23 protein-coding genes and 2 tRNA genes are annotated in these 25,462 nt (G+C 61.7%); 16 read left to right on the top strand and 9 right to left on the bottom strand.

Annotated features, from left to right (window positions below; all coding sequences use genetic code 11):
• Positions 1-42: 42 nt before the first annotated feature.
• The gene (locus LOL23_RS01830; RefSeq protein WP_160976385.1) at positions 43-504 is read left to right on the top strand and encodes a GatB/YqeY domain-containing protein; all 462 of its coding nucleotides are present in this window, start codon (positions 43-45) and stop codon (positions 502-504) included.
• A 159-nt stretch (positions 505-663) separates the two neighbouring features.
• On the opposite strand, the gene LOL23_RS01825 is transcribed toward LOL23_RS01830, so the two are convergent.
• Together LOL23_RS01825 and LOL23_RS01820 are read right to left on the bottom strand one after the other, a co-directional pair.
• A complete protein-coding gene (locus tag LOL23_RS01825) occupies positions 664-1,065 on the bottom strand; it encodes a BPTD_2524 family lipoprotein (RefSeq protein ID WP_237173084.1) in 402 nt (133 codons plus the stop codon).
• Between the two features lie 128 nt (positions 1,066-1,193).
• The gene (locus tag LOL23_RS01820; protein WP_160976381.1) at positions 1,194-2,303 is read right to left on the bottom strand and encodes an alkene reductase; all 1,110 of its coding nucleotides are present in this window, start codon (positions 2,301-2,303) and stop codon (positions 1,194-1,196) included.
• 186 nt (positions 2,304-2,489) lie between these two features.
• On the opposite strand from LOL23_RS01820, the gene LOL23_RS01815 reads away from it, so the two are divergent.
• The gene (locus tag LOL23_RS01815; RefSeq protein ID WP_160976379.1) at positions 2,490-3,143 is read left to right on the top strand and encodes a potassium channel family protein; all 654 of its coding nucleotides are present in this window, start codon (positions 2,490-2,492) and stop codon (positions 3,141-3,143) included.
• A gap of 4 nt (positions 3,144-3,147) precedes the next feature.
• On the top strand, positions 3,148-4,515 hold the full coding sequence (locus LOL23_RS01810) for a TrkH family potassium uptake protein (protein ID WP_160976377.1): 1,368 nt from the start codon (positions 3,148-3,150) through the stop codon (positions 4,513-4,515).
• Positions 4,516-4,616: 101 nt separating this feature from the next.
• Here LOL23_RS01810 and bioD read toward each other — a convergent pair whose 3' ends face one another.
• Together bioD and LOL23_RS01800 are read right to left on the bottom strand one after the other, a co-directional pair.
• Positions 4,617-6,125 (bottom strand): dethiobiotin synthase, encoded by a 1,509-nt coding sequence (gene bioD / locus LOL23_RS01805; protein WP_160976942.1) that lies wholly within the window; start codon positions 6,123-6,125, stop codon positions 4,617-4,619.
• 676 nt (positions 6,126-6,801) lie between these two features.
• On the bottom strand, positions 6,802-8,025 hold the full coding sequence (locus tag LOL23_RS01800) for an aminotransferase class I/II-fold pyridoxal phosphate-dependent enzyme (protein WP_237173083.1): 1,224 nt from the start codon (positions 8,023-8,025) through the stop codon (positions 6,802-6,804).
• 185 nt (positions 8,026-8,210) lie between these two features.
• On the opposite strand from LOL23_RS01800, the gene LOL23_RS01795 reads away from it, so the two are divergent.
• The 13 genes from LOL23_RS01795 (at position 8,211) to LOL23_RS01735 (ending at position 21,062) form a co-directional block, all read left to right on the top strand.
• Positions 8,211-9,527, top strand: a complete 1,317-nt coding sequence (locus tag LOL23_RS01795; protein ID WP_237173181.1) for an adenosylmethionine--8-amino-7-oxononanoate transaminase — start codon at positions 8,211-8,213, stop codon at positions 9,525-9,527.
• A gap of 181 nt (positions 9,528-9,708) precedes the next feature.
• A tRNA-Pro gene (locus tag LOL23_RS01790) sits at positions 9,709-9,785 on the top strand.
• 6 nt (positions 9,786-9,791) lie between these two features.
• Positions 9,792-9,868 (top strand) — tRNA-Pro (locus LOL23_RS01785).
• Positions 9,869-10,358: 490 nt separating this feature from the next.
• Positions 10,359-12,818, top strand: coding sequence for a poly-beta-1,6 N-acetyl-D-glucosamine export porin PgaA (pgaA, locus tag LOL23_RS01780; RefSeq protein ID WP_237173082.1), 2,460 nt, complete (start codon positions 10,359-10,361; stop codon positions 12,816-12,818).
• Between the two features lie 10 nt (positions 12,819-12,828).
• A complete protein-coding gene (gene pgaB, locus LOL23_RS01775) occupies positions 12,829-14,862 on the top strand; it encodes a poly-beta-1,6-N-acetyl-D-glucosamine N-deacetylase PgaB (protein ID WP_237173081.1) in 2,034 nt (677 codons plus the stop codon).
• Positions 14,859-16,187 carry a poly-beta-1,6-N-acetyl-D-glucosamine synthase gene (gene pgaC, locus LOL23_RS01770; RefSeq protein WP_160976371.1) on the top strand — a complete coding sequence of 443 codons (1,329 nt, stop codon included), beginning with the start codon at positions 14,859-14,861 and terminating at the stop codon, positions 16,185-16,187. The genes pgaB and pgaC overlap by 4 nt, the downstream gene beginning before the upstream one ends.
• Positions 16,184-16,633 carry a poly-beta-1,6-N-acetyl-D-glucosamine biosynthesis protein PgaD gene (pgaD, locus tag LOL23_RS01765; protein WP_160976369.1) on the top strand — a complete coding sequence of 150 codons (450 nt, stop codon included), beginning with the start codon at positions 16,184-16,186 and terminating at the stop codon, positions 16,631-16,633. The genes pgaC and pgaD overlap by 4 nt, the downstream gene beginning before the upstream one ends.
• Positions 16,634-16,865: 232 nt before the next feature.
• Complete coding sequence (locus tag LOL23_RS01760) at positions 16,866-17,396, top strand: curli production assembly/transport protein CsgE (RefSeq protein WP_160976367.1); 531 nt, start codon at positions 16,866-16,868, stop codon at positions 17,394-17,396.
• Positions 17,397-17,411: 15 nt separating this feature from the next.
• Complete coding sequence (locus LOL23_RS01755) at positions 17,412-17,861, top strand: curli assembly protein CsgF (RefSeq protein ID WP_160976365.1); 450 nt, start codon at positions 17,412-17,414, stop codon at positions 17,859-17,861.
• Positions 17,858-18,862 carry a CsgG/HfaB family protein gene (locus tag LOL23_RS01750; RefSeq protein ID WP_160976363.1) on the top strand — a complete coding sequence of 335 codons (1,005 nt, stop codon included), beginning with the start codon at positions 17,858-17,860 and terminating at the stop codon, positions 18,860-18,862. Before LOL23_RS01755 ends, LOL23_RS01750 begins: the two co-directional genes overlap by 4 nt.
• 110 nt (positions 18,863-18,972) lie before the next feature.
• On the top strand, positions 18,973-19,683 hold the full coding sequence (locus LOL23_RS01745) for a hypothetical protein (RefSeq protein WP_237173080.1): 711 nt from the start codon (positions 18,973-18,975) through the stop codon (positions 19,681-19,683).
• 82 nt (positions 19,684-19,765) lie between these two features.
• Positions 19,766-20,077, top strand: a complete 312-nt coding sequence (csgH, locus tag LOL23_RS01740; protein WP_160976359.1) for a curli-like amyloid fiber formation chaperone CsgH — start codon at positions 19,766-19,768, stop codon at positions 20,075-20,077.
• Between the two features lie 223 nt (positions 20,078-20,300).
• On the top strand, positions 20,301-21,062 hold the full coding sequence (locus tag LOL23_RS01735; RefSeq protein ID WP_160976357.1) for a response regulator transcription factor: 762 nt from the start codon (positions 20,301-20,303) through the stop codon (positions 21,060-21,062).
• Between the two features lie 50 nt (positions 21,063-21,112).
• Here LOL23_RS01735 and sufT read toward each other — a convergent pair whose 3' ends face one another.
• The 5 genes from sufT to sufC are packed head-to-tail and all read right to left on the bottom strand — an operon-like array spanning position 21,113 to position 25,449.
• Positions 21,113-21,667, bottom strand: a complete 555-nt coding sequence (sufT, locus tag LOL23_RS01730; RefSeq protein ID WP_160976355.1) for a putative Fe-S cluster assembly protein SufT — start codon at positions 21,665-21,667, stop codon at positions 21,113-21,115.
• Between the two features lie 17 nt (positions 21,668-21,684).
• Positions 21,685-22,137, bottom strand: coding sequence for a Fe-S cluster assembly sulfur transfer protein SufU (gene sufU / locus LOL23_RS01725; RefSeq protein WP_160976354.1), 453 nt, complete (start codon positions 22,135-22,137; stop codon positions 21,685-21,687).
• Positions 22,134-23,387: an aminotransferase class V-fold PLP-dependent enzyme gene (locus LOL23_RS01720; protein ID WP_160976352.1), complete on the bottom strand. Its 1,254-nt coding sequence runs from the start codon at positions 23,385-23,387 to the stop codon at positions 22,134-22,136. The genes sufU and LOL23_RS01720 overlap by 4 nt, the downstream gene beginning before the upstream one ends.
• Positions 23,384-24,685, bottom strand: a complete 1,302-nt coding sequence (gene sufD, locus LOL23_RS01715; RefSeq protein WP_237173079.1) for a Fe-S cluster assembly protein SufD — start codon at positions 24,683-24,685, stop codon at positions 23,384-23,386. The genes LOL23_RS01720 and sufD overlap by 4 nt, the downstream gene beginning before the upstream one ends.
• Positions 24,682-25,449: a Fe-S cluster assembly ATPase SufC gene (sufC, locus tag LOL23_RS01710; RefSeq protein WP_237173078.1), complete on the bottom strand. Its 768-nt coding sequence runs from the start codon at positions 25,447-25,449 to the stop codon at positions 24,682-24,684. The genes sufD and sufC overlap by 4 nt, the downstream gene beginning before the upstream one ends.
• Positions 25,450-25,462: the final 13 nt, after the last annotated feature.

Genomic DNA, 25,462 nt, shown 5'->3' with positions numbered 1-25,462 from the left:
ACCATGTCTTAAAATATTCGCTTCACCATAAAGGATGTCATCATGAGCAACCTGCTCGCACAGCATATTTCCGACGCCGTCAAAGCCGCTATGCGCGCCCGCGACACGGCCCGTCTGGGCACCCTGCGCCTCCTGCAAGCCGCCATCAAGCAGAAAGAAATTGACAGCCAAAAAACGCTGTCTGACGACGACATCACGGCCATCATCGAAAAGCAGGTCAAGCAGCGGCGCGAATCCATTGCCGCCTTCGAGCAAGCCGGCCGCACCGAAAGCGCCGACCAGGAAAAAGCCGAGCTGGCCGTGTTGCAGGAGTTCCTTCCCGAAGCTGCCACACAAGAAGAAATCGACGCCACCATTACCGACGCCATTGCGCAGGTACAGGCTCAAGGCCTGACGGGCGGCGCCGCCATGGGTAAAGTAATGGCCCAGGTAAAGCAGGCATTGGCCGGGCGGGCGGATATGTCGGCCATATCAGGGCAGGTAAAGGCGAAGCTCAACGGCTGACCGCCGACAGCGGGCCAGGCTCAACAGCCGCCCCCGCGCAGACGCATGCCGCCAGGGCCATGGGCCTGGCGGCCTTGCCAGTGCGCCCAACCGGGCCGCCAAGGCGGCCTCGCCACGCCTTGCATGCCTGCACAAGCAGCCGCTACCGGCCACCCACTACTACCGATACGCCGAGCACACCGACGTATCCATCAGGACCGACTGCCGCATGGCTTGCAGCGCCTCTCCGTCCCAGGGCGCACGGCCCCACACCGTATGCCTGACGCGTGTATGGTTCTTGTCGATGGCCTCGATATCGGTGCGCGCCACCTCCAGCGTGCCCAGCATGCCCTTCACGACAACCGAGCCTTTCTGCCTATCGCCATCCACGCTGGCATAGACATCATATTGATTCTTGGCGCGCAAACACTCGCCAGCTTGATTCTGCACGCGCAAGTACACGATTTGATAGCTGCGCGGCACGACGTAAGTAATGGAGGGAGAATCATCGCCGGATTTGATACCACCGGCACATCCGGCCAACAGTGCAACCGCCATGGCGGAAACAAGTGCTTTCACCATCGCCTCCGTTTTCATTCGTGATGGCCTGGCGGAAAATGGCATACGGCGCGCAGGCCGGGCAAGATAGTGTGGCGCTTACGCGGACGGCCCTTCAAGGCCTCCCAGCGCAACCCTGACAGCTTGAAAAATTAGCACGTCATCGCGCTTTGCGGTGAAGTTTTTTCTTCGGCGAAAAGCGTATCGTCGGCCGCAAGGACGGGATAATCGGTATAACCCTTGACACCGCTGCTGTAAAAGGTGGATGTGTCCCAGGGTGCCAGCGGCGCACCCCTGCGCAGGCGCTGTACGAGATCAGGGTTGGAAATGAACGGCTTGCCAAAAGCCACTGCATCGGCGTGGCCTTCAATGAGCGAGCGCGCGGCCAGTTTGCTGTCATAGGCTTCGTTTACAATCACCGGGCCCCGGAACAAACGCTTGATTTCAGGGCTGAGACTTTCCGCGTGGCGCGGCTCGCGCAAGAACAGAAACGCGAGGCGGCGCTCGCCCAAGGCCTGGGCGACATACGCGAAGAGCGCCTGGGGATTGGAATCATGCATGCCGTGCACCGTACCCCTGGGCGACAGATGCACGCCCACCCGGCCGGCGCCCCAGATACCGACGCAGGCGTCCACGACCTCGAGCAGCAGGCGGGCGCGATTGCCGATCGAGCCGCCGTATTCGTCTGCACGCGTATTGCTGCCATCGTGCAAAAACTGGTCGATAAGATAGCCGTTGGCGCCATGGATCTCGACGCCATCGAAGCCGGCCTCTTTGGCCTTGCGCGCCGCTTCGGCGAAATCAGCGACAACGCGGGCGATTTCCCAGGCATGCAATGCGCGCGGCACCACATAAGGCCGCTGCGGGCGCAGCAGGCTGACATTGCCTTCGCACGCGATAGCGCTCGGCGCTACGGGGATTTCGCCATTGAGATATTCGGGATCCGAGACACGGCCGACGTGCCAGAGCTGAAGCATAATTTTGCCGCCCTTGGCATGCACTGCTTGGGTAACGCGCTTCCAGCCTTCGACTTGGGCGCTGCACCAAATGCCCGGCGTATGGGGATACCCCACACCTTGGGGCGAAATTGACGTGGCTTCGGAAACAATAAGGCCGGCCGACGCGCGTTGGCAATAGTATTGCCGCATGATGTCGTTGGGTATGCGGCCCTCCGACGCACGGTTGCGTGTCATGGGCGCCATGACTATCCGATTTTCCAGCGCCAGAGACCCCAATTGGATAGGGTCGAATAAATTCGTCATAATCAAATCTGCGGCCGTTAAGCGAGGGTCAGCCTTGACTACCGACTGGCCTGTAAATGGCGCCTTATAGTTCTTTTTGCGCCACAATCAAATGTCCATAAGGGTTTTTACCAGATTTTTAGTAACAATGCCAATCGACTATCGTATCGGATTAGATTCAGCGGCACAATGCGCGGAGGAAGCGGGATGGGGCAATTTGCAGTAATCGGCCTGGGCCGCTTCGGCGCTGCCGCCTCGCTCGAACTCATGAAAATGGGGCACTCCGTACTGGGTGTCGATGCCAACCCAAAGCTGGTAGACAAACACGCAGACCAGCTTACCCGCGCCGTCATTGCCGATGTTACCGATCGTGCCGCACTTGAAGAACTGGGCCTCGAGCACTACGACGTTGTGCTGGTCGCCATCGGCGAAGACGTGCAGGCCAGCCTGGTGTGCGTGGTGCACCTTAAGACACTGGGCATCGCTACCATCTGGGTCAAGGCCTCTTCGCATGCGCAGCATTTGATTCTAGGCAAGCTGGGGGTGGATCGCATCATTCACCCTGAAGAAGAAATGGGCATACGGGTCGCACAGACACTCAGTTACCCAATGGTCAACGATTACATCTCGCTGGGCAATGGCGAATTCGTGGTCGAAATCGACGTCAGCGAACGCCTGGACGGCATGACCCTGAACGCAGTGCTCAAAGACGTGGCGGAAGATGTGCACGTGCTGGCCGTCAAGCGCAAGACACGGGTCACCCCGCATCCGCCGGCTGGCTTTGCCCTGCAGGCCAAGGATTCACTTATCCTGCTCGGCCAGCTGGCAGCACTGAAAATGATTGCGCCCAAGCTGGTCTGAGCCTATGCGAAACTGGGATCCGCTGGCGCATTTCCATTCTTATGCACGCTTTCGCCGCACGGGCACCCTGCGGGCCAGCCCGCCGGCCGTGCTTGCGGCCGGCTTTCTCGCCCTGATCGCCCTCGGCACGCTGTTGCTGTCGCTCCCGGCCGCCACGGTCAAACCCATCAGCATACTTTCGGCCTTTTTCATGGCCACGTCGGCAGTCACGGTCACGGGACTGGCTGTCATCGATACCAGCACCGACTTGACTCGTTTCGGGCAGGTCGTTCTCATGCTGCTGGTACAGGCCGGCGGCATCGGCTTTGTCACATTTGCGGTGCTGGCGTCGATCACCCTGGGTAAGCGCATGAGCCTCACCCATCAAGCTCTGGCGCTCGAGGCGTTCAACCAGACCAATGTCGGCAAGATCAACCGCACGGCCTTATCCGTGCTGCGCATCACCATTGTGATCGAGCTAATCATCATGGTGATCTTGACCATGGCGTGGCGTACTGAGCATACCCTGGGAACCTCATTATTCCTGGGGATGTTTCACGCTATCACCGCCTTTAATAACTCGGGCATCTCTTTGTTTCCCGGCAGCCTGGCCCTGTTCTCCGCGAGCCCGCTTACCCTGCTAACCATTTCAGGCGCAATCATTCTCGGCGGCATCGGCTTCTCTGTGCTGAGCGATATAAATGCCAAGCGTGCGTGGGCGCCGCTGATGCCTTACACCAAAATCATGATTTTCGGCACACTGGCGCTGAATCTTACCGGCTTCGTGATCTTTTGGGCGCTGGAGGCCGGCAACCCCGACACGCTGGGGATGCTGCCCTGGCACGAACAGGCGTTGGGCGCCTGGTTCCAGTCCGTAGCCTCACGCACGGCCGGTTTTTTCTCCATCGACATCGGCAAGATGCACGACAGCTCGACCCTGGTGATGATGCTGCTGATGTTTATCGGCGGTGGCTCGTTGAGCACAGCAAGCGGCATCAAGGTTGGTACGTTCATCGTATTGCTTGCCGCCGTGCGCTCCTATATTACGCACCGCAAAGAAGTGGTTCTGCTGGGTCGTTCGATCTCTTCCGAAACCGTGCAGAAATCCCTGGCGCTGCTGCTGGTTACCGCTGCCATGGCATTCGTGGGCGTGCTGGTGCTTACTATGATAGAAAAAGCCCCCTTCCTCAGCATCCTGTTCGAGGTAATCTCCGCGCTCAGCACAACCGGCCTGAGCCGCGACCTGACGCCAACGCTTTCGGCACCGGGGCAGATAATCGTAGCAGTGCTGATGTTCGCAGGCCGGATAGGCCCGCTGACACTGGTATACAGCATAGCCACGCAACGCCGCAGCCGCATCCGCTACCCCGAAGCAGAATTCCAGGTGGGCTAGCGCCCCGGGCGGGCCAAACTCAACGGGCACCCGACGCGCATGCTCGGCACCGCCCCCCGCTCGGATCACCCCGCGCAGGCCGCCCCGTGTATGCCTACCAATCAGGCCGCGCCGCGCATATCGTCCGGGCCTTGCTGGCCCGGCCTGCAGCTACCTGTCATCAAGGCCTCCAGCGCAGGGATGGCAGCCGCCGCAGCGGCAACAGCATCAGCGTCCAGCCTATCCATGTGCGGGATCTGTGCGATCACGGGTACGCCGCCGAATCTGCCGATGGCATCGGCGTTGCCCGACGAAGGCGGCCCGCTCATTACCACCCCCAGCACCAGTATGCCTCGCGCCCGAAGCGCACGCAGGCTCAGTAGCGTATGGTTGATGGTGCCTAGGGTGCTGCGTGCCACCAGAACCACCGGCAGGGCCAACGATTCGGCCAGGTCTATCATCATGGTCGTTTCGTCCACTGGCACATACAGGCCGCCCGCACCTTCCACTACCAGCGGCGCTGCGGTGTCGGGCAGGCGCAGGGCGTTGGCACGGATCTCTACGTTCTCGCATTGCGCCGCCGCCAGCGGCGACAAGGCGGCCTGCAATATATAAGCGGGCGGGTGCAGCACATGTGCACGCTCGCCGGCGCCCGGCGCCCCCAGCAGTGCTGCGACCGTATCCGTATCAGCCGGTAGTTCGGCTACGCCTGTCTGGAAAGGCTTCCAGTAATCAGCCTGCCACGCCTTGGCCAAGATCGCCGAGACCAGCGTCTTGCCCACATCGGTGTCCGTGCCTGTGACGAATACGCCGCGCGGCAGGCGCGCTTTGCGCCATAGGCCATAGGCTACGTTGTAGGTTACCCGGGCACCCTGCGCATCGAAGCGGGCGCATACGCGGCGCAACTGCGGCGGACTCAACGGTATGGCCGACGCGGCTGGCGTCCCCGCTCCAATCGCCTTCAGGCCCCGCGCAAAGGCGCGCCCGCTGCCACACGCATGCACCACGCGCTGCACGTCGACCCTGCCGCACAGACCCAGGCCGGCGCCGATATCCTCTGCGGCCGGATATGCGGGTGTGCCGGCGATCAAGCCCTCTTCGACATGCGCGACGCCCCACTCTTCAAAGGTGCCGCCCGCCAGCGTGGACACGCAGAGGCATCCTCCGGGGCGCAGCAGTGCGGCGAGCCGCCTCAGGCCGCCATTGAGATCATCGAACCATTGCACGGCCATGCTGGAGCAGATGAGATCAAAACCTTGCTCGGCGTCCGCCTCGGTGCCCAGCAGGAGGCTGGGAAACTCACCGTCCATCACCAGAAAACGGGCCCGCCCCCCCAAGCTTACGGTGTCGCGCGTCGCTTGCACCATGGCCGGCGCCAAATCGGTGATGATCCACTCCGCATCAGTAAAATGCGCCGCCAGTTTGCGCGTCAGATTGCCGGTGCCGCAGCCGATCTCCAGGATGCGCGGCCGCACGGGTAAATCGAGTGCCGCAATACGGCGCATCAGGTCGTCTGCAACAATGGACTGTACTGCGGCATGCCCTGCGTAAGTATCCGCAGCAGCGCCAAAGGCCCGGCCGATACGCGCCCGGCGCGCCGTATCGCCGCCGGCCAGCTTCGCCAGGAACATCTGGATGTGATCCGCGCACCATTGAGCATCGGTACAGGGCAACAGATGCCCGCCCCCAGCGCGCCAGCGAATATGGTGCGGGGAAAATTGGGCCGCCGTCATGGCCGCCGGCACGATCGGGTCGGCGTCGCCTGCAAGCGCCAGCAGCGGTACATGCCGCCGGGCCAAGCGGCTGCGCGCGTCGCCGCTCAGCATGGCGGAGAGATCACGCTGCAGCGTCTCGAGCCGCAAGGGCCGTTGATCGGTGTGCGCACCGCAGCGCTGGCGGAAATCCGCAACGACCGCATCCGGCGCCTGTGGCAGCCGCGCCAACATGCGTTGCACCACCCGCGCAGCCACCCCTTGGGGAAAGCCTTCGCCAGCGGAAAACCGCGCGAAACCATTGATTGATATCCACGCAGCCGTGCGCGCGTCCAGACCTGCAAACGCATCGAGTGCATGCATGAAGCCGAACGAATGGCCGACGATGACCAACGGCCCCTCGGGAAGCATCGCGGACGCGGCTTCTCCGCCGTAATAGCCTAGATCCAGCGTATGCTGCGGCCAGGCGTGCAACGCGGCCCGCAACGGCGCCCAGAACGCGGGGTCGAACGACCAACCATGCACGAACACCAGCGTGGGGCGGCCGCCAGAGGCGACCCCCGCCCACGCGCCGGTCGCAGCGCCAGACATTGCATCAATGCATATCATCAGTATCTGTCTCCCGCGCAGTACCGGCCCGCCGCGCCCACGCCGCAGCCAATGCCTGCGCCAGTGTATGAATATCTTCTTCTGTATGAGCCGCGCTCAATGCGACGCGCAGCCTACTGGTGCCATGCGGCACCGTCGGTGGCCGGATCGCGGTAAGCAGCATGCCCTGCGCCGCGATGTCTGCGGCCATGTCCAGCGCAACGCGCTCATCGCCTACCATGGCAGGCACGATCTGTGTGCTGGATAGACCGCACTGCATGCCCGCCGCTCGCAATGCGGCACGCAGTGTATCGCCATGCGTTGCCAGCCGCGCGCGCTCGGCACCCATTGCGGGGATAAGGTCGAGTGCGGCGTCGATGGCGCCCAGCACCGCCGGCGGCAGTGCGGTCGTGTAGATAACGCCGCCACAGGCGTTGACCAGGTAATCGCACAATGCGCGGGAGCCCGCCACATAGGCGCCAAAAGCGCCCGCAGCCTTGCTGAACGTACCCATGGCCAGATCGATGCCGCCCGGAACCAGACCTGCCAGGCCCATGCCATGCGGCCCCAGCACACCGGTCGCATGCGCTTCGTCTAGGTAGACGAAGGCGTCATGGCGCCGCGCAATATCGGCCAGGCGTGCGATGTCGCAGCGATCGCCGTCCATACTGAACACGCTTTCGGTCACGATGAAGCGCCGCCCCGGATCGCCCGCCCTGCTCTGCAGCAGGGTTTCGAGGTGATCAAGGTCGTTGTGGCGAAAACGAACCTGGCGCACCCCCGCGGCAGTACAGCCATGGTGCAGGCTGGCGTGATTGAGTTTGTCGGTATAGACCTGCAGCGTGCCAGGCTCCCGTGCGGCAAGCTGCAACAATGCCGGCAGTACAGCCGCATTGGCCTGCCATCCGGATGCCAGCAATAATGCGGCTTCTGTGCCTTTGGCTCGCGCGAGCTTGCGCTCGACCTGTTCGTGCGCACTGAAGCTGCCGCACACCAGCCGCGAGGCCTGCGCGCCCGCACCAAAACGCGCCGCCCATTCGCGCGATCGATCCACTACAGCAGGATGCTGCGACAAGCCGAGGTAGTCATTGCTGGAAAAATTGAGCATGACACGGCCGCCGTCGGTCACCCGCCCCGGGCCCGCCGGATCGCGTGTGCGCAGCACACGCAAACGGTTCCGCCGCGCAGCGTCGGCGAGGTAATCCAGGCATAGCGAATCGAGGCGGCTCATCGGGATCGGGTAAAGGCGATACGGAGGGATTCTGGCGAGGGCAGATGGAGCAAGGGGCGGAAACACGAACGGGGCACAACACAAGACCGCGCAGCATATGCCCGCGCGCTAATACAGCGCAAGCCGCGTGATCATGCGATCATAGCAAAACGATCATGAAGCCCCCTCCCGCCGCCATGCCCACCATGCCAACGCCCGCCGTCACCCATAGCCAGTCTGCCCGCCACAACTCCAACGTGCCGCCGCCATCATGGATGGCCGAAGGCATGCCGCATATCTGGCTACCCTACACGCAAATGAAAACCGCCGCGCCGTCACCAGCGGTCGTGCGGACCCACGGCTGCCACATCGAGCTGGCCGATGGGCGCAAGCTGGTGGACGGTATTGCATCGTGGTGGACAGCCTGCCATGGCTACAACCATCCACACATTGCGCAAGCAGTGCGCGAACAACTCGACACCATGCCGCATGTGATGTTTGGCGGGCTGGTACATGAGCCTGCACTCACGTTGGCAAAAAGGCTGGCGGGGCTGCTGGGGCCTGGCCTGGACCGCGTGTTTTTCACTGAATCCGGATCGGTTAGTGTGGAAGTCGCGCTCAAGATGGCCATGCAGTATTGGTTCAATCTGGGCGAGCCCCTGCGCCGCAAGGTGGTGGCCTTCAAAGGCGGCTATCATGGCGACACCTTCGGCACCATGGCCGTATGCGATCCCGATGTCGGCATGCACACGGCCTTCGATGGTGTCTTCCCTGCCCAGATCATTGCGCCTGTGCCAGTGGACGACGAAAGCGAAGCCGCGCTCGACACCTTGCTGACGCAGCATGAAGGCCAGATCGCGGCCCTGCTGATTGAGCCGCTCGTACAAGGCGCGGGTGGCATGCTGATGCATCCACCCGTTGTGCTGCGGCGCCTGCGCCGCCTTGCCGACCGCCACAGCACACTACTGATCTTCGACGAGATCTTCACAGGCTTTGGCCGCACCGGCTCGATGTTCGCATTTCAACAGGCCGGCATCATGCCCGACATCATCACGCTTTCCAAGGCGCTTACTGGCGGCACGCTGCCGCTGGCCGCCACGGTGGCCGGCGGCAAGGTGTTCGAGGCGTTCTGGTCCGATGATCCCGCTCGTGCGCTGATGCATGGGCCTACGTATATGGGCAATGCGCTGGCCTGCGCCGCCGCCCATGCGTCGCTTGATCTGTTCGAGCGCGAACCGCGCTTGAACCAAGTGCGCGACATTGAAGCCGCGCTGCGTGCCGGCCTGACGCCATGCGCCGCCCTGCCAGGTGTGCAGGATGTGCGCGTGATGGGGGCGATCGGTGTTGTGGAGCTCGCCCGCCAGCCCAACCGCGATGCACTGCGCCAGCGCTTTATCGATGCAGGCGCATGGATACGGCCATTCGGCCGCACTGTCTACCTGACGCCATCGTTTACCATGCCTGACGAAGACCTTTCCTTCCTGACCAAAACCGTTTTCACAGTTCTGCAAAACCTGCCGTGATGTGCCCTGACATACCGCGCCCTTGTCCGTACGAAAGTACATCTAGGCGGCCCATACAGGTCATGCGCATATGGCGTAACCAGCCTGTTTTCGGTGGCATAACAGCCCGGTTATTTCATCGTAATCAGGGCGCGCATGTCATTTGTGCAACTTTTTTTTATCGGATATACTCTCGTTCTTTCGGGGCGTAGCGCAGCCTGGTAGCGCACTTGCATGGGGTGCAAGGGGTCGCGAGTTCGAATCCCGCCGTCCCGACCAGAAAAACGGAGCGTAGCGCAGCCTGGTAGCGCACTTGCATGGGGTGCAAGGGGTCGCGAGTTCGAATCCCGCCGTTCCGACCAAGCCAGAAAGGCCTGCAGACAGCAATGTCCGCAGGCCTTTTTTCTTGCGCTACCACGATACCGCCGTAGCTGGCCGCAGCAATATCCACCATCGATACCTTTCTCCCCGATCGATATCCTGCGTAAATATCCGCCACCCATCCCCCCCTCTTTGGCCGCCTCGTCCTCGCTACTTCCCTATCCTCGACCACATAGCCGATACCATCCGCGCTAAGCCATCAAGCCCGGCAGGCTTAAGACGAACATCGCATGTAGCAGTGCCAAGCCATCTCTAACATTACCTCAAGGTCTGTATCTAGACATTAGAAAGCTTACTGACCGTAACGGCTGCATCAGGGAGGCAGCGAGACGGCCGCAAAGCAGGCCGCAAACAAGCGGATACAGTCAGCGGCAATTGGCAATACGCGGCGGCCAATCAGGGGAAGAGCATGCGCATAACGCTGAGTACGAACGCATCGTGGCGCGCGTCCGGACCGCCGGGAAGACGGCCATGATAAAGGCGGCAGCTCCATGGATGGGTGTGTTGAGCCTATTGCTGGGCGCTGCGGGCCAACCGGCACATGCGCTGACGCGCAATGAGTATGACGCGCTCATCATCCAGGCCCGCAATGGCGAATACGAACCCGCGCTCGCCATGCTTCGGGAGCACAGCCAACAATACCCGCACGACTTGCGCGCCGCCTATGATCGCGCGCTGATCGCGTCATGGGCCAGGCGCCCCGCTGAAACCATTGCGGCGTACGAGGCGCTTACGCCGACGCCCAACCATCCTCCGGCCGACGTGCTCGCCACAGTGGCCGCCGCTTATCGCGATACCCGGCAATGGGATAAATCGCTTGTGCTCTATCGGGACGGCCGGCGACTCTATCCCCGCCACACCGCCTTCGCCGTAGGTGAAATCAAAGTGCTGGCTGATGCCGGACGCGGGAATGAGGCGCTGGCCGCCGCGCAAGCGGCCGCGAGGCAATGGCCCGAAAGCGAAGACATCGCGCTGGCACAGGCTTATGCGGCACGCGGTGCGCACACCGCCGACGCTGCGCTTCAGCACACAACACGCGCCGCTGCGCTCGCGCCGGGCAAACGCTACGTTACCCGCGAATACATACACGCGCTGCGCGATGCCGGCCTGCCCGGCCCCGCGCTGCGAGAGGCCAGAGTAAGCCCCGGTAGCATCGACGCCGCCACAGTGCGCGTCATATGGGCTGATCGCGCGGCCGAGCTCACCCGGCTGGCTGTGCTGCCCAGCATGCGAGAGTCGGACCGCTTTGCACTGGCCGACCAGGCGCTGGCCCTCTACGACAAACTCATACCGGAATGGCAGGCGCTTGGGGAGCCGGCGCGGGCGGAACTGAACCGTGCCCGTGCCGACCGCCTGCATGCACTTCATGCACGGGCCCGGCGCGAGGATGTCGTCGCCGGATACGAAGCCATGCGCGCCGAGGGCACACCCATTCCCCGACACGTCTTGGGCGACGTTGCCGATGCGTACCTGGCGGTGCGTCGCCCCGAAGAAGCTGTCGCGCTCTACCAACTGCTGCTCAGCGACGAATCTCCTCCCCCCCTGAGCGCCCACGAACGCGTCAGCGCCCAGACCGGCCTGTACTACGCGCTGCAAGAGAGCGAGCGCTACGAGGAAGCCGACGATGTCATTGAACAAGCAGTCAGCGAGCAGCCAAAATGGGTGCGATTGAAGGGCCAGCCATCTAGTCAGCCCAACGAACTGTACCTGTATGCCGCGCATACCCAAGCGGTCGGCCAATACTACGCCCGGGACGCAGAGGGTGCTGAACAGCGTGTTCGCACACTGCTTCAGACCGCCCCCAACAACAGCACGCTGCGCGGAGATCTGGCCATGATTCTGCTGGGGCGCGAGCAACCGCGCGCCGCCGAGCGCGAACTGAAGATGGCCGAAGCTATGACACCGCGCGCGGTGCAGCTTGAAGTGGATCAGGCCAACACCGCCATAGCATTGAGGGAATACCGACAAGCTGAACTACTGGTGGCCGACGTTACTGCACGCAATCCCGAAAATGGGGAGGTGCAGCGCTTGGCCCGGGTCTGGGAAGTGCACAACAAGGCCGAGCTGCGCGTAACCGCCAATCACGACATCGCCACCGATAGCCCGGTGTCGGGCAGCGGCGATACCGGCATCGATACCGTGGTCTATACCGCGCCGATCGACCAGAATTGGCGCGGTTTTGCAGGCGGCGGCTATGCACAAGCCGAGTTCGAGGAAGGCAAATCACATTACCGCTGGATGCGTGGGGGCGTGGAATGGCGGGGGCGCGACCTGAAGGCGGAGCTCGATGCATCCGCGAACAGTTATGGCCACGGCGTGAAGACTGGCTTTCGCGCAAGCGTCGATGTCGACCTTAACGATCACTGGCAGATCGGCGCGAGCGCCGAGTTTCGCTCCCGCGCCACTCCATTGCGCGCCTTGCTGGCCAACATTTCAAGCAACCGCGCCGAGTTTCGCATCGGCTGGCACGCCAACGAAGGCCGTGCCTGGCAGTTGGCGCTAGCACCCTCGCACTTCTCGGATGGGAACAACCGGGTCGAATACAGCCTGCACGGCCGAGAGCGCCTGTTCGCCTCCCCGCGCCTGCAAACCGATCTTGAACTCGAATTCAGCGGTTCGCACAACTCGCAGGAAGGCGGCCCCTACTTCAATCCACGTGCAGACCTGTTCGTGCTTCCAGCCCTGGCATTCACGCATACGCTCTACCGCCGCTATGACACTAGCCTGGAGCAGCGTTTCATGATTGGCGCCGGCATTTATGCACAGCGCGGCTTCAGCAGCGGCGCTGTGGGCGCCATCGGCTACGGGCTGCGCTATCGCAGCAACCAGGTACTCGATGTAGGTGCTTCGGTCGTCGGTATTTCGCGTCCCTACGACGGCGTTAGAGAACGCGAGGTACGCATCATGTTCGACATGAATCTGCGCTTCTAGGAGAACGTGAATGCGCACCCGCCTGTTTCGTTGCTTACGTCTGCTGACCAGCGCACTGGGCCTCGTCCTGCTGCTGTCGGCCTGCGCCCGCGACATTCCTCTGTTCACGCCGCCCGCAGAGCGCGCGCCAATAGAGGCCGAACAGCCGTGGGCCGAGAACTCCTTTCTGGCGCTGGCCTATCACGACGTGGTGGACCGCAACCCGGACCAGACCTTCGTCGCCATTACCACTGATCACTTGAAGGAACAATTTGCCTGGCTATATGCCAACGGCTATCAGCCCGTATCCGTGGAGCAGATACTCGCCTCAAGGCGAGGCGGTGAATCATTGCCCGAACGTGCGGTCCTGCTGACCTTCGATGATGGTTATCGCAGCTTCTATACCCGTGTGTATCCGGTGTTGAAGGCCTATCGCTGGCCGGCTGTGCTGGCGCCCGTGGGCAATTGGCTGGATACGCCCCGTGACCAGTCCGTGAACTTCGGCGGCACACCTACACCTCGCGACAAGTTTCTGTACTGGCAGCAGGTGCGCGAGATGGTCCGTTCGGGCCTGGTCGAAATCGGTGCCCATACCGACAACTTGCACCACGGCGCCGTCGCCAACCCGCAAGGCAACCAAGAGCCCGCTGCCGCGGCGCGCCGCTACGACATCGCCCTCAAGTCGTACGAGAGCGAGGCGGACTACCGTACGCGCATCGAACAAGATGTCCGGATGATCAGCGGCAAGATCATGCGCGCCACCGGTACCAAACCGAGAGTGTGGGTGTGGCCGTATGGCGCCGCCTCCGGACCCGCATTGAAGATCGTGGGTGACCATGGCTACGACATCGCCATGACGCTGCAGGACGGCGCCGGCACAGTGAACACGTTGATGAATACCCCGCGGATGCTGGTGGCTAATGACCCGCCGCTGCGTGAATATGCCTCAGCCGTCATCAATATGCGCAATCACCCGCTCATGCGCGTGGCGCATGTGGATCTGGATTATGTCTACGACGATGACCCGGCGCAGATGGAGCGCAACCTGGGCGAACTGGTGCAGCGCATCGCCGACATGAGAATCACGCATGTGTTTCTGCAGGCATTCGCCGATCCGGAAGGCGACGGCCTGATCAAGGCGCTGTACTTTCCCAACCGCCATTTGCCGATGCGGTCCGAACTCTTCAACCGCGCGGCGTGGCAGTTGATGAGCCGTGCGAGCGTGAAGGTATATGCCTGGCTGCCTGTGCTCAGCTTTGACCTGGACCCGGCGTTTGCGCGCGTACAGCGCTGGGACCCCGCAACCGGCCAGATAAATGTGGACGCACAACAGTACCGCCGCCTGTCTCCCTTTGATCCCCGTGCACGCCAGCAGATCATCGACATCTACGAAGATCTGTCCAGTCACGCCATGTTCGACGGCATTCTGTTTCACGATGATGCGCTGCTGTCCGATTTCGAGGATGTGGGGCCACAGGCGCTGGCCGCCTATCGCGCCGCCGGCCTACCTGACAACATAGCCGCCCTGCGCGCCGATCCCGCCATGCAGCAGCGCTGGACGCGATTCAAGAGCAAGGCGCTGACCGATCTGACACTGGAACTGGCCAATCACGTCAAAGCGATCAGGGGGCCGCAGATCAAGACTGCCCGCAATATATTCGCCATGCCGATCATCGAGCCCGAGAGCGAAGCGTGGTTTGCACAGAATCTGGACGATTTCCTGGCGGCCTACGACTGGACCGCACCGATGGCCATGCCCTACATGGAAAACGTGCCCGCCGGGGAAGAAAACGCATGGCTAGATCGCCTGGTCGATGCCGTGGCCAGCCGCCCCGGCGCATTGAACCGCACGGTGTTCGAGATTCAGGCGCGCGACTGGCGACCCAACGCCAAGGGGCGGGAACGCGGCGCCATTGACTCGGCGGTAATGGCGCGCTGGCTCAAACGCCTGCAGCTGCGCGGTGCGCGCAATCTGGGCTACTACCCCGACGACTTCGTCGAGAACCATCCCCGTCTGGATGTGATCCGGCCGGCCATTTCCAACAGCTGGTACCCACAAGAATGATAGACCGACTGATCGCCCTTCTTGTGCTGTGCTTCGTGCTCGGCGCACCGTTCGGACTGACGCTCTCGCTCACCAGCGAGCTGCTGCTGGCCTTCGTCTTCATCTACCCCTTGTTCATGTCGGTGATCTGGATGGCGGGTGGACTGTATTTCTGGGCGCATTGGGAACGCAAATGGAACTGGCGCCCCTACCGGCCGCCCGAGCTCAAGGGCAACCCCTTGGTGACCATTGTGATCCCGTGCTACAACGAAGCGCGCCATGCCGAAGAGACCATTATGGCGGCACTGGGACAGGATTACCGCAACATCGAAGTGATCGCGGTCAACGATGGATCGAGCGACGAAACGGCGCAGCTGTTCGACCGGTTGACCACCCGCGACCCGCGCCTGCGCGTGATCCACCTGGCCCGCAACCAGGGCAAGGCGATGGCCCTGCGCATGGGTGCAATGGCAGCCCGCAGCGATTACCTGGTTTGCATAGACGGCGATGCAACCTTGGCGCCCGATGCTGTGAACTATCTGATCGCACCGTTGGTCGATCACCCACGTGTCGCGGCAGTAACGGGCAATCCGCGCATCCGCACGCGCTCCACCCTGATTGGTCGCGTACAGGTCGGTGAGTTCTCATCCATCATCGGACTGATCAAGCGCACCCAACGTGTCTACGGACAGATATTCACTGTGTCGGGCGTCTGTACGGCCTTCAGGCGCCAGGCGATCGACCAGATCGGGTACTGGGACCTGGACATGATCACCGAAGACATCGATATCACCTGGAAGCTGCAGCGCGCTCATTGGGCCGTGTTCTTCGAACCTCGCGCACTGTGCTGGATTCTGATGCCCGAAACCGTGCGTGGGCTGTGGAAACAGCGCATGCGCTGGGCGCAGGGCGGCGCCGAGGTTTTCATCAAGAACGTCACCACCATCTGGCGCTGGAATTACTGCCGCCTGTGGCCGCTGATGGTTGACTACTTTCTGTCTGTCCTTTGGGCCTACGCGCTGCTGCTGTCCATCGTCCTGTGGGTGGCCGGGCATGCTGTGGCGCTGCCGCCCCACTTGCAAGTATCCATCATCGTGCCGTCGTCGTTCACCGGCATGGTGCTGGCCCTGGCCTGTCTGATGCAGTTCCTCGTGAGCATCACGATAGACCGCCGCTATGAGCCGGATCTGGCGCGCGCCCTGTATTGGATCATCTGGTACCCGTTCGCCTTCTGGCTCATCAACTTCGTCACCATCGTCTGCAGTTTCCCCAAAGTCATGCTCAGAATCCGGCGCCGGCGCGCACGCTGGAGCAGTCCGGATCGCGGCATTAAGGAGTTGACATGATTATCAAGACATCCCGCGCTCCGTTGGGCGCCATCATCGATGCCTGTCTGACCGCGCTCGGCTGGGCCGGCCTCATCTACCTGACTTTTGCCGGCATGACAGCGACCACCGGCGAAAGCACGACGTCGGCGCTGCCGTCCTCGGGTGCGATCGCTGTATTCAGCGCCATTGCCGCAACAAGCGCCGCCGTTGTCGTGCTGTGGGGACGCTATCGAAAAAGGTTCGCGGACAAGCTGCAGCACCGGGATATTGCGGCCGTAGTGGACGAAGAAACGCGGGCCTTGCATTTCCACCTGTCCCCCAATCAGTTGCATGAAGTCCAGGACAGTCGAGTCACCGTGATTTACCACTCCGGCGAAGGCGATATTGCCTTCCTGGAAACCGACCAGTTGCGCATGCAGCCGGCGGGCAACAGCAATGTGTTCGAGCAGCAGCGTGTGGCGTGACCCGCACAAGGCCGCAGGGCGGCGATAACAGACGAAAGGGTAATTGCTTACGCCGTACGTCCTACGACCGCTGCTCGAAAGTCGTAGTCCACGTAACGGGGCGCAGCGTAAGTAATACGGCACATGCCCGAATAAACGCCCCTCCCTATCATGATGTCTTAGTCTTTTTCACTTGTTACTGATCGACGCATTTTTTTGTCTAACCGTAGCAATTCGCATTTCGGAGATGGTGATGAGGCCCAGCAACCCACGCAATTACCGAATGAGCCAACACCAGGCAGGCTGGACCTGGCGACATACCGGCCTCTGCATCGCTGTGCTGGCCCTGCTTTGCAGTCCCGTTGTGCAAGGCCAGGATCTGGCAGGCAAGCAGAACCCGCTGCCGGAGCCGAAGCTGGAAACCGACAAGGAAAAAGACGTCCGCAAGATATTCGAGGATCCGCTTGCGGGCATTGTGGTGAACCGCACGGTCACCGTGCAGGGTAACGAGTTCTACCAGTACTTTGCCCAGGCCTGGCGTCAGAGAGAACTGAGCAACGCGGTCACGATCGTGGTACGCGAGCGCCCCACTGCCCGCTATGGCAGCGAAATCTGGGTGCTGTACCGCAACCAGGCCATGCTGCATGCCTTTCTGCCGCCTGCCCGGGCGGCTACCCGGAAGATCAGCACACGGGCAGTGGAAATCGTCAACCAGAACATCACCAATAAGTTGATGGCTCAGTTGTTGAATCGGTCTCCGGATCTCGGGCCGGAAGAGTTGTAACAAGGAGAAGACATCATGATCAGGCACAAAAAACAAGCGCTGCATGCAGTACTGCTCGCCACGGGACTGCTGGCCGGATCGGCCAGCGCCTCAGAGCTGATCTATCACCCTCGCAATCCATCGTTCGGCGGCAACCCGCTGAATGGCTCGATTTTGCTGAATCAGGCGCAGATTACCAGCCACCACGAGCCGCCCGATGTAGGCGCGGACGGGTTGGGCATCGAACAGAAAACGCCGCTGGAAATCTTCAACGAGACGCTGGAGCGTTCCATCCTGGCCCAGATGGCATCGGCCGCCTCGTCCAGAATCATTGGTCCTGACGGCAAGTTCGTCCCCGGCACGCTGGAAACCATCAATTACATCATCACCGTGAAAGACATGGGCACCTATATGGAGATCACCACGACAGACAAGGTGACGGGCGCCCAGGTGACGACACAAACAGGGACGGGGATCCTGCAATGAAAACTACCCATACTAATAACAAGCGTACGCTTGCACGCTACGCACGCCTGCCCTTGATGGCAGCACTGGCCCTGACACTCACCGCATGTGCAATCCCCAACCACCCGGCCGAGGTCAACGGCTCCGCAAAGCTGACCCCTGCCACACCGTCCACGCGCGATCTGCTGAAGATGCCCCCGCCAGCGGGCAAGATTGTCACGGCCGTCTACGGATTTCGTGATCAGACCGGCCAGTACAAACCGTCTCCGGACAGCTCATTCTCAACCTCTGTGACACAGGGCGCCGCTTCCATGCTGGTCAAAGCGCTCAAGGACTCCGGCTGGTACACGCCCGTGGAGCGTGAAAGCCTGCAGGAACTGCTGACCGAGCGCCGGATTGTGCGCGCGCTGGATGGCTCGCAAAACGAACAGGCCCAGCCCCTCCAGATCCCCGCTCTGATGCCGGCCACGATACTCATCGACGGCGGCATTGTGGCCTACGAAAGCAATGTACGCACCGGCGGCGCAGGCGCCCGTTTCCTAGGCATTGGCCTGTCAACCGAGTACCGCATGGATCAGGTCACCGTGAGCTTGCGCAGCGTGGATATCCGAACAGGGCGCATCCTGCATACCGTCTCAACCACCAAGACGATCTATTCGTACGAACTGCATCCCAGCGTCTACAAGTTCGTGAACTATCGCGATCTGCTGGAAATTGAGGCCGGTATCACCAGCAACGAGCCTACGCAGCTGTGCGTCAAGGAGGCGATCGAAGCAGCCGTCCTGCACCTGACGGTGCAAGGCATCAAGGAAGGCACCTGGAACCTCAAAAACCAGAGCGACTGGTACTCACCCATTGTTCAGCGCTACCTGCGCGACAGCACCAACTACGCGCTGCCCAGCGATGCAAAACCTGTACAGGGCACGGTGGAAAGTGCCGCCGCGGCAAGTGAAGCGTCCAGCAATGAACAAGGTGCCCAAACCAACCCGGTCAGCCCTGCTGAACCACCCAAGCCTCTCTGAGCGCAGACAGAAACCAGGACAGCCATGCAAGTGTCGGGAGAGCGCGATTCAAAGACCGTCGGGCTCGCTTGTTTCAGTAGTGCCAGGTCTTTAATTTGAGGAGAACTATGATGAAATACACTTTGACTGCAGCCGCCCTGGGCATCGCAATCGCTTACGGCGCACCAGCGTCCGCTGTCAATCAGGCAACGGTGTACCAGAATGGTGATTACAACCAGGCCGTGATCGAACAAGATCACAACTACAACACGACGGCCTATGTTGGGTCGACCGGCGACTACAACGACGGTACGATTACGCAGTCGCGCAACTGGAACACCACCGCCCGCATCGACGCCAGCGGCAGCCGCAACGATGCAGTGATCGAGCAGAACCGTGTCGCAAACGCCAGCGCAACCATTTACCAAGCTGGCTATGGCGGTGATGCAACGATCAGGCAACGCCCGGACGGCGGCCATCACTGGGGCCACCACATGGGCATCAACCTGACCGCAACCATCAACCAGACCGCGGGTTGGGGCAACAGCGCCGCAGTTGACCAGATGGGCGATATGCTCTCGGCGGCCATTACACAAGCCGGCGTCAAAAACCTTGCTGTAATTGACCAGAAAGGCGACGATCACATCATGAACGTAGCCAACATCAACCAGCGCGGTTGGTTCAATGACGGTTACATCCGCCAAGACGGTCGCGGTCTGACGGCCACCATCAACCAGGTCGGTGCGAAGAACGACGCAGTCGTACTTCAATCCGGCAGCGGCCACATGGCGACTGTCACACAGGTCGGCTATCGCAACGATGCATACATAAAGCAACACTAACTCGACGTACCTGGCAGCAAGCCGGGGTCGGGCGGGCCGGGCCCGTCCGGCCTCGACCAGACCGAAGAATCAGAGGAGACACATGATGAACGGAGACGCCGATATCCAGGTCTGGCTGGAGCAGATGACCCAGACTCAACCGTCCATGATCGTACCTTATGTCGAAAGCGACCGGGGCCGCACCTTACGCTACCTGGTGCAAACCGTGAACATCGGTGCCACCGGGCGCGCGATGATGAGCCAGGGCGGCACGATCAGGTTGGAAGCAGGCGTCCCCACGGCACTTGGACGCATGTCCGTAACACGGGCACCTGAAAATAATTGCTTCGTCGAGCTATTCCTGAGAGAGGCGGGCGCGCCGGAACGGAAATATCATTTTGAATGCCCGGGATAACCCGAATCAAATTATTAAATACTGAAACAACTGTCGCAAGTCACTCATCTACAACCACATTTTCTTGCAAATGGTTAGGTTGACCAATAATATTGGTCTGTACAGCACCGAGAAGCCAATAAAGTAGCCAGCAATACCGGCTATCTATCAAGTTTCGCCGGACAACGGCCGGAGCTTACCCTCCGGGCGCGGTACCAAAGGCGGACAACACAGGGAAAAGAGCATGTCAACCATTCTTGTCATTGAACCGCACCCCTTGCTACGGCTGGGCCTTTTGCAGTTGCTCACGGATATCACTCCCAACTGTATGTTGCGGGGCGCTGATTACTCCGATCTTTCACGCGAGCCGACCGCCGAATCCGAGTGCGATCTGATTCTCCTGTCGGTGGCCGACTTCGGCGACGTACACCGGCTCGTCAACGCAGCCCGCACGGCATATTCGCCCAAGGCGGTCTTGCTCATGTCCGACACGCCGGACTTGCCCTATTCACCGCAGAGCCTCCCGCCCATCGTCACGGGATATGTGCCCAAGCATGCGTCGCCCGAAGTGCTGCAGGCGTCTGTGCGCCTGGTGCTGGCCGGTGGCACGTGCTTCCCCATGCCTGGCAACACCAACGGTACGCATGTTCAGTTGCCGCAGCAGGCCTCGCTGCCCAGTATCACGCCGGCCAATGGCCCGTGGCCGGTACCGGAGCCCGACAAGCCCCGCCGCTTCAACGGCAACGCGCACCCCGAGTGTGAAATGCTCGGACTGACGCCGCGCCAGTACGAGGTGCTGGTATTGCTGGCTCGGGGTTACCCAATGAAGACGGTGGGTCGTTACCTGAATATTTCGGTGGCAACGGCCAAGGCACATACCGAAACCCTATACCAGCGATTGGATGTGCATAATCGGAACGCCGCTGTATACGCAGCCGTTTCGCGCGGCGCCACGCTGGGCCTGCCCAGCATCACCACCCAGAAAGCCCCCGAAGCACGCGCCTGATCGCAGGTCCGGCGGCCTCCGCGCTTGCGGGGCGCCGCCGCGAACCGGCGCTAGAGCAGCCCCAGTTGCAACCGGGCTGGCTCGCTGATCATTTCGCGGCTCCATGGAGGATCCCAGACCAAGTCTACCTTGGCCTCGTCTACACCGTGGATGGTCAGCAGCTTGTCCCGCGCTTCGTCCGCGATCATGGTCCCCATGCCACAGCCGGGCGCAGTCAAGGTCATTTCGACTTCGACGCGGTAGCGCTCTTCGGCCAGCGGCGTCACCTTGCAACTGTAGACCAGCCCCAGCGCAACGATATCGACAGGGATCTCCGGGTCATAGCAGGTAGCCAGCATGCTCCAGGCCGCATCCTCGATGACCTGCGCAGTGATGGGGCCTTCATGGACGTGAACAGTCGGCTCGATGGGTTCGAAGCCCAGGGCGTCGCCATCCACGCCTTCGACGCGGTACAGATTACCCTGCACCAATACCGTAAAGGTGCCACCCAACTGCTGGGTGATGGTAGCTTCGCATCCCTTCTCGATGGTGACGGGCGACCCATAGGGCACCGTGACCGCCGGGCAGTCCCGGCTGACGATGACATCTTGGCGTGTGTAGCTCATGTATTTCTCTTGCGTGTTTACTCGGTACGCGCGATTTCACGTGCCATGTTGATGGCGTTGTGCAGGGTGTGCCATGCCAGCGTCGCGCATTTCACCCGGGCGGGAAACTCGCGCACCCCCGACAGTACTTCCAGCTTGCCGAAATCGCGCCCCTCGGGCTGGGATTCTGTGAGCATGGCATGCATGTCGTTGAACAGCGCCTCAACCTCTTGCAGCTTCATCCCTTTGACGGCTTCTGTCATCAGTGATGCTGAGGCGGTCGAGATAGCGCAGCCATGACCGATGAAGCTGACCGCCTGCACCACATCGCCTTCAACGCGCACATAGACGGTAAGTTGGTCACCACACAACGGATTGTGGCCATCGGCACGATGGCTGGCGTCTTCCAGCGCGCCAAAATTGCGCGGGTTTCGGTTGTGGTCGAAGATGACTTCCTGGTAAAGCTCGCGCAGATCACTGTTGCCGGTCATTGGCCTATTCCAAACAGTTTCAGGGCCTTGCGCAGCGCCGATTCAAGGGCCTGCACGTCCAGAGGCGTGTTGTACAGCGCAAACGAGGCGCGCGCCGTGCCTGGGATGCCAAAGCGTGTCATCAGCGGCATGGCACAGTGATGCCCGGCACGTATGGCTACGCCTTCGGTATCGAGGATGGTGCCCAGATCGTGCGGATGGATGCCATCGACCACGAAAGACAGTATGCCCGCCTTTTGCGGCGCCGTACCCACCACACGCAAACCCGGCAGCGCCTGCAGCGCCTGCATGGCCTGATCGAGCAAAGCCTGTTCGTGCGCGGCGATCACGTCCAGCCCCACCTCTTCGACATAACGGATGGCGGCATCCAGCCCCACCACGCCTGCGATATTAGGCGTGCCGGCCTCGAAACGCTGGGGCACGTCTGCATAGGTGCTGCGCTCGAAACTGACGGTGTAGATCATGTCCCCCCCTCCTTGCCAGGGAGGCATATCTTTCAGGATATCGTAGCGCGTGTACAGCGCACCAATGCCTGTGGGGCCATAGAGCTTATGCCCGGAAAAGACATAGAAGTCACAATCGAGCGCTTGCACGTCCACCGCCTGGTGGGCTACCGCCTGCGCACCGTCGATCAGTACGCGCGCGCCAACGGCATGGGCCAGCGCAACGACGTCGGCCACCGGGTTGATGGTGCCCAGTGCATTGGATACATGCGCCACACCTACCAGCCGGGTGCGCGAGGACACCTGTGCTTTGAAGGAATCCAGATCCAGCTCACCGCTGTCGGTGACTGAAGCCACCTTGAGCACGGCACCGGTCTGCTCGCACAGCAACTGCCAGGGCACGATGTTGGAGTGGTGCTCCATACCCGTGATCAGGATCTCGTCGCCCGCCTTCAGGTTGGCACGGCCCCAGCTTGCCGCCACCAGGTTGATGCCTTCTGTGGTGCCGCGGGTGAAGACGATCTCCTCGGCACGCGCTGCGTTGAGCAGCCGGCGGACGCTCTCGCGGCCCTGCTCGTACAGATCAGTGGCGTGCTGGGACAGCCAGTGCACGCCGCGGTGAATATTGGCGTTTGAGCGTTCGTAGTAGCTACGCTCGGCATCGATCACGGCGGCGGGCTTCTGCGTCGTGGCGCCGTTGTCCAGATAGGCCAGACGCCGGCCCTTCACGGGATGTACCAAGATGGGAAAATCGCCAGCGCGATCCAGCAAGGCTGTTTCCATGCTTGCAATCAACGGTGCGTTCATGACAGGTCTCCCAGCTCGGCGGGCGCCAAGGCGCGGATGGCGCCGATGATGCGATTGCGCAAGGCATCGGCCCCGATACGGGAAATGGCTTCAGCCGCAAATGCGTAGGTCAGCACATGCCGTGCATGCGCTTCGTCCAATCCGCGTGAACGCAGGTAAAACAAGCTGGTTTCATCCAACTGGCCAACGGTCGCGCCGTGTGCGCACTTGACATCATCGGCGTAGATTTCGAGCTCGGGGCGCGCATCGGCCTTGGCCAGCCGCGATAGCAGCAGGCTGTCGGAACGCTGTATGGCGTCGGTCTTGTCGGCGCCCGGCGCCACATAGATGCGGCCGCCGAATACCCCGCGTGCGGTGTCGTCGAGCACGCCGCGGTAGAACTCCCGGCTCACGCAATGCGGCTGGCTGTGCCGGATGAACGTGTGGTGATCGACATGACGCTTGCCGTTGACGTAATACAGGCCATTGAGCAAAGCCTCGGCGCCAGGGCTGGCGAAATCAGTGTGGATATCATGGCGGGCCAGACGCGCGCCAAAAGACATGGAATGCGAGTTGAATACCGAGCCTCGACCTTGCGAGACATCTACGGCCCCCAAGTGGAAAGCCGCCAGGTCTTCGTTCTGCAGCTTCAGGTGCGTGACGTGAGCGTCAGCGTCAAGCCTCAGGCGCGTGACAGTATTGGTAAGGCTGGCCTGGCTGCCGTGCCCCATATAGTGTTCGAGGATGGTCGCCTGCGCGCCCGCCTCGGCCAGCACCAGGTTGCGCGCGAAGCTGGCCGCGCCAGGGGTGGCCGCGATGAACACCAAGTGCAGGGTTTCTTCGAGCACCGCACCCTGCGCCAGGCGCAGCACCGCGCCGTCGGCCGCGAGCGCCGTGTTCAGCGCCTCGCTGCTGAAACCCGCGGCGGCATCCCCAAACGCCGCCTCAATGGTATCGGGGGCTTCGGCCAGAGCCTGTGACAGCGGCTGCAGGCGCACGCCGCCCGGCAGGGTGCCGATGCGCGACAATGCGGGTGCGTAGGCGCCATCAACAAACACCATCCAGTGTCCATCATCGGCATCAGACCACGGCGTTGGTACAGTGGCCGCCGCGCTTTGCTCGGGTAGCGCAAAGGCCTGCCCCGCCAGCACCGCCAGCGAGGTATGACGCCAGGCTTCCAGATTGCTTGCGGGCCAGCCTTCATCGGCGAAACGCGCCAGCGACTGCGCACGCAGCGTGGCAAGCCACGCCGGCGCCGTGGCGCCCGCGGCCCGCTGGCGCGCCGCGTAGCTGTCAATCCAGGGGGCAAGCGTACTCATGCGGCCGCCCCTTTGCCGGCTGGCTTGTCTTCTACCCAGCCATAGCCCTGCTCCTCGAGCTCCAACGCCAGCTCACGCCCGCCGGAGCGCACGATGCGCCCGCCCGCAAGCACGTGCACATAGTCAGGCACGATGTAGTCGAGCAGACGCTGATAGTGGGTAATGACGATCATGGCGCGGTCGGGCGAACGCATGCGGTTCACACCATTAGCCACCGTCTTGAGCGCATCGATGTCCAGCCCCGAATCAGTTTCGTCGAGGATGGCCAGCTTGGGCTGCAGCAGCGACATCTGCAGAATTTCATTGCGCTTCTTCTCGCCGCCCGAGAACCCTTCGTTCACGGAGCGGTAGAGGAACTCTTCCCGCATGCCGACGTTCTTCATTTCGGCCTTGGCCAGCTTGATGAAGTCCATCGCGTCCAGCTCGGGCTCGCCGCGGTGGCGGCGCCCGGCGTTGACAGCGGTGCGCAGGAAGTAGGCGTTGGATACACCCGGGATTTCGATCGGGTACTGGAATGCCAGGAAAAGGCCTGCGCGTGCCCGCTCTTCAATAGGCATGTCAAGCAGGTTTTTGCCAAGGAATTCGACCGACCCTTTGGTGACTGCGTAGTTTTCGCGACCCGCCAGTACTTGCGACAGCGTACTCTTGCCAGCGCCGTTGGGGCCCATGATGGCGTGCACCTCACCCGCTTTGACGTCGAGGTTCAAACCGCGCAGGATCGACTTTTCTTCGATCGAGGCGTGCAGATCTTTGATGCTCAGCATGTGTGTAATTCTC

This window comes from Paracandidimonas lactea (assembly GCF_021653995.1).
In the GTDB taxonomy this organism is placed as follows: Bacteria; Pseudomonadota; Gammaproteobacteria; order Burkholderiales; family Burkholderiaceae_B; genus Allopusillimonas; species Allopusillimonas lactea.
This window is presented reverse-complemented; position numbering and strand designations above follow the sequence as displayed.

Coding starts and splice junctions, on each gene's coding strand:
- LOL23_RS01830 (WP_160976385.1), top strand. CDS start 43: ATGAGCAACCTGCTCGCACAGCATATTTCCGACGCCGTCAAAGCCGCT.
- LOL23_RS01825 (WP_237173084.1), bottom strand. CDS start 1,065: ATGGTGAAAGCACTTGTTTCCGCCATGGCGGTTGCACTGTTGGCCGGA.
- LOL23_RS01820 (WP_160976381.1), bottom strand. CDS start 2,303: ATGACGAATTTATTCGACCCTATCCAATTGGGGTCTCTGGCGCTGGAA.
- LOL23_RS01815 (WP_160976379.1), top strand. CDS start 2,490: ATGGGGCAATTTGCAGTAATCGGCCTGGGCCGCTTCGGCGCTGCCGCC.
- LOL23_RS01810 (WP_160976377.1), top strand. CDS start 3,148: ATGCGAAACTGGGATCCGCTGGCGCATTTCCATTCTTATGCACGCTTT.
- bioD (WP_160976942.1), bottom strand. CDS start 6,125: ATGTTCCTGGCGAAGCTGGCCGGCGGCGATACGGCGCGCCGGGCGCGT.
- LOL23_RS01800 (WP_237173083.1), bottom strand. CDS start 8,025: ATGAGCCGCCTCGATTCGCTATGCCTGGATTACCTCGCCGACGCTGCG.
- LOL23_RS01795 (WP_237173181.1), top strand. CDS start 8,211: ATGCCAACGCCCGCCGTCACCCATAGCCAGTCTGCCCGCCACAACTCC.
- pgaA (WP_237173082.1), top strand. CDS start 10,359: ATGATAAAGGCGGCAGCTCCATGGATGGGTGTGTTGAGCCTATTGCTG.
- pgaB (WP_237173081.1), top strand. CDS start 12,829: ATGCGCACCCGCCTGTTTCGTTGCTTACGTCTGCTGACCAGCGCACTG.
- pgaC (WP_160976371.1), top strand. CDS start 14,859: ATGATAGACCGACTGATCGCCCTTCTTGTGCTGTGCTTCGTGCTCGGC.
- pgaD (WP_160976369.1), top strand. CDS start 16,184: ATGATTATCAAGACATCCCGCGCTCCGTTGGGCGCCATCATCGATGCC.
- LOL23_RS01760 (WP_160976367.1), top strand. CDS start 16,866: ATGAGGCCCAGCAACCCACGCAATTACCGAATGAGCCAACACCAGGCA.
- LOL23_RS01755 (WP_160976365.1), top strand. CDS start 17,412: ATGATCAGGCACAAAAAACAAGCGCTGCATGCAGTACTGCTCGCCACG.
- LOL23_RS01750 (WP_160976363.1), top strand. CDS start 17,858: ATGAAAACTACCCATACTAATAACAAGCGTACGCTTGCACGCTACGCA.
- LOL23_RS01745 (WP_237173080.1), top strand. CDS start 18,973: ATGAAATACACTTTGACTGCAGCCGCCCTGGGCATCGCAATCGCTTAC.
- csgH (WP_160976359.1), top strand. CDS start 19,766: ATGATGAACGGAGACGCCGATATCCAGGTCTGGCTGGAGCAGATGACC.
- LOL23_RS01735 (WP_160976357.1), top strand. CDS start 20,301: ATGTCAACCATTCTTGTCATTGAACCGCACCCCTTGCTACGGCTGGGC.
- sufT (WP_160976355.1), bottom strand. CDS start 21,667: ATGAGCTACACACGCCAAGATGTCATCGTCAGCCGGGACTGCCCGGCG.
- sufU (WP_160976354.1), bottom strand. CDS start 22,137: ATGACCGGCAACAGTGATCTGCGCGAGCTTTACCAGGAAGTCATCTTC.
- LOL23_RS01720 (WP_160976352.1), bottom strand. CDS start 23,387: ATGAACGCACCGTTGATTGCAAGCATGGAAACAGCCTTGCTGGATCGC.
- sufD (WP_237173079.1), bottom strand. CDS start 24,685: ATGAGTACGCTTGCCCCCTGGATTGACAGCTACGCGGCGCGCCAGCGG.
- sufC (WP_237173078.1), bottom strand. CDS start 25,449: ATGCTGAGCATCAAAGATCTGCACGCCTCGATCGAAGAAAAGTCGATC.